At 71.2% G+C, this 2140-nt stretch carries 2 protein-coding genes; one reads left to right on the top strand and one right to left on the bottom strand.

The window, feature by feature from the left end; translation table 11 throughout:
• Positions 1–77 precede the first annotated feature (77 nt).
• Positions 78–1460: an amino acid permease gene (locus tag VF647_09765; protein HEX8452372.1), complete on the top strand. Its 1383-nt coding sequence runs from the start codon at positions 78–80 to the stop codon at positions 1458–1460.
• Between the two features lie 105 nt (positions 1461–1565).
• On the opposite strand, the gene VF647_09760 is transcribed toward VF647_09765, so the two are convergent.
• Positions 1566–2012 (bottom strand): hypothetical protein, encoded by a 447-nt coding sequence (locus tag VF647_09760; protein ID HEX8452371.1) that lies wholly within the window; start codon positions 2010–2012, stop codon positions 1566–1568.
• Positions 2013–2140: the final 128 nt, after the last annotated feature.

Below are 2140 nucleotides of genomic sequence, written 5' to 3'. Positions count from 1 at the left end.
GCTGTTGCGGCTCCAGGCGAGCGCTTATCTTCGCAGGACCGCCCCCGTTCCACGCCTCCCATCCCACACGGACACGCATGCACACCCACGCTTCAGGCGCGGCACTCCCGGACAACGATCCCGGACCCGGTACGGACCGGCTGCAGCGGCAGCTCGGGCTGTGGAGCGCCATGGCGGTGCTGGTGGGGTCGACGATCGGGAGCGGGATCTTTCGCGTGCCCAGCACCATCTCCGGCGAGGTGGGGACGGTGGGGGCGATGGCGATGCTCTGGATCCTCGGCGCGCTGATCGCCCTCTTCGGCGCGCTGACGCTGGCCGAGCTGGCGGCGCTCTTTCCTCGCTCCGGCGGGATCTACGTCTTTCTCCGTGAGGCGTACGGGCCGCTCCCCGCCTTCCTCTTCGGGTGGACGGAGATGCTGGTGATCCGGCCGTCGGCGCTGGGCGGCATCGCGATGCTCTTCGCGGAGTACGTGCAGACCTTTGTGCCCATCTCCAAGGGGCAGGTACGGTTCGTGGCGATGGCGGCGATCGTTACGCTGGCGACCGCCAACATCGTGTCGCTGAAGTTCGGCGCGCTGGTGCAGAACGCGTCCACGGCGGCCAAGGCGGCGACGCTGGTGGGGCTCGCGGTAACGGCGTTCGTGGTGGGCGACTACGCCGGCGGCAGCTTCGCGCAGCCGATCCTCTGGTCCCCGACGAGCTGGGGCGGGTTCGGGATCGCGCTGGTCGCGGTGATGTGGGCGTACGACGGGTGGGCGGACCTGACGTTCATGGCCGGTGAGGTCAAGGACCCGGACCGCACTCTGCCGCGCGCGCTGCTGGGGGGCACCGCCGCGGTGGTGGCCATCTACCTGGTGGTGAACGCCGCGTACCTGTACGTCCTTCCGTCGTCGCAGATGCCAGGGAAGCCGCTGGTGGCCTCGGACGCGGCGCGCGTGCTGTTCGGGCAGGTGGGTGCGTCGATCGTGGCGGCGATGGTGATGCTTTCGGCGTTCGGCGCGCTGAACGGGTCGACGATGACGGGGCCGCGCATCTTCTACGCGATGGCGGAGGACGGGCTCTTCTTCCGCCCCATCGCGGCGGTGCACCCGCGCTTCCGCACGCCGTACGCGGCCATTACGATGGCGGCGGTGCTGGGGATTGGGTACGTCTCGTTCCGCAGCTTCGAGGAGCTGGCGGACGCTTTCATCCTGGGGATCTGGCCGTTCTACGCGCTGGCGGTGCTCGCCGTTTTCACCCTGCGACGCAAGCGGCCGGAGCTGGAGCGTCCGTACCGTACGTGGGGGTATCCCGTGGTACCGATCGTCTTCCTCCTCGCGTCCGTGGCGATGCTCCTCAACGCGGCGATCCGCGATACGGGGCCGACGCTGTTCGGGTTCGGGATCATCCTGCTGGGGATCCCGGTGTTCTTTGCATGGCAGACGGTGAGGCGGCGGGAGGCGGGCACCGCCGGGGGATGAATCCCCCGGCTGGAACCACGCGAAGACCGCTGAAGCGGTCTGGTGGGGACGAACTTGGGGTCCGTCGGCGCGGAGAGGCGCCGGCGGACCTTTGTGTTGGGGCGGTCAGCGGGAGAGGATGCGGAGGCCGAAGGCGCAGAAGTCGGTGCGGCAGCCGGCCATGGTGACGGAGAGGAGGTGCGGGCCGGTGGCGTCGGCGACGAAGGTGAGGACGGGGCGGGCGTCGGCTTCCACGTCCTCGGCCAGGACCTCGGCGGCGTCGGCGGCGAAGGCGCGCAGGTCGAGGTCGTCGCAGGACGGGCCGCAACCGGCGACCACGCTGTAGCGGCGGCCCGCGCGAAGGTTCAGCTCCAGGCGCACGGAGCCGCCGCGCGGGAGCTCGCCCATCAGCGACGCGCGGCCGATGGCGCGCGTGTCGGGGACGAAGCCGCGCGAGGCGACGGCCCGTTCAGCCGTGTCCAGCTCGGCGAGGATGGCCTGGCGCGGGGTCTGGGCGGCGGCGGGGATGGCGAATGCGGCGGCGAACAGCGCGGCGACGAGGGCGCGGGTCATGGAAGCGGGGCAGGGGGTGGAGCGCGGGCGAGCGCGAACGCTAACCCCCCGCTTCCGCGCCCGGCAAGGGGCGCGCTTCCTTGCGCCGGGTCACGCGCGCGCTACGTTTCGCCGTGAACCCATTCCGG

This window comes from Longimicrobium sp., from assembly GCA_036387335.1.
Taxonomy (GTDB): Bacteria; Gemmatimonadota; Gemmatimonadetes; order Longimicrobiales; family Longimicrobiaceae; genus Longimicrobium.
Note: the sequence above shows the minus strand (reverse complement) of the source record. Positions and strands in the feature narration are given on the sequence as shown.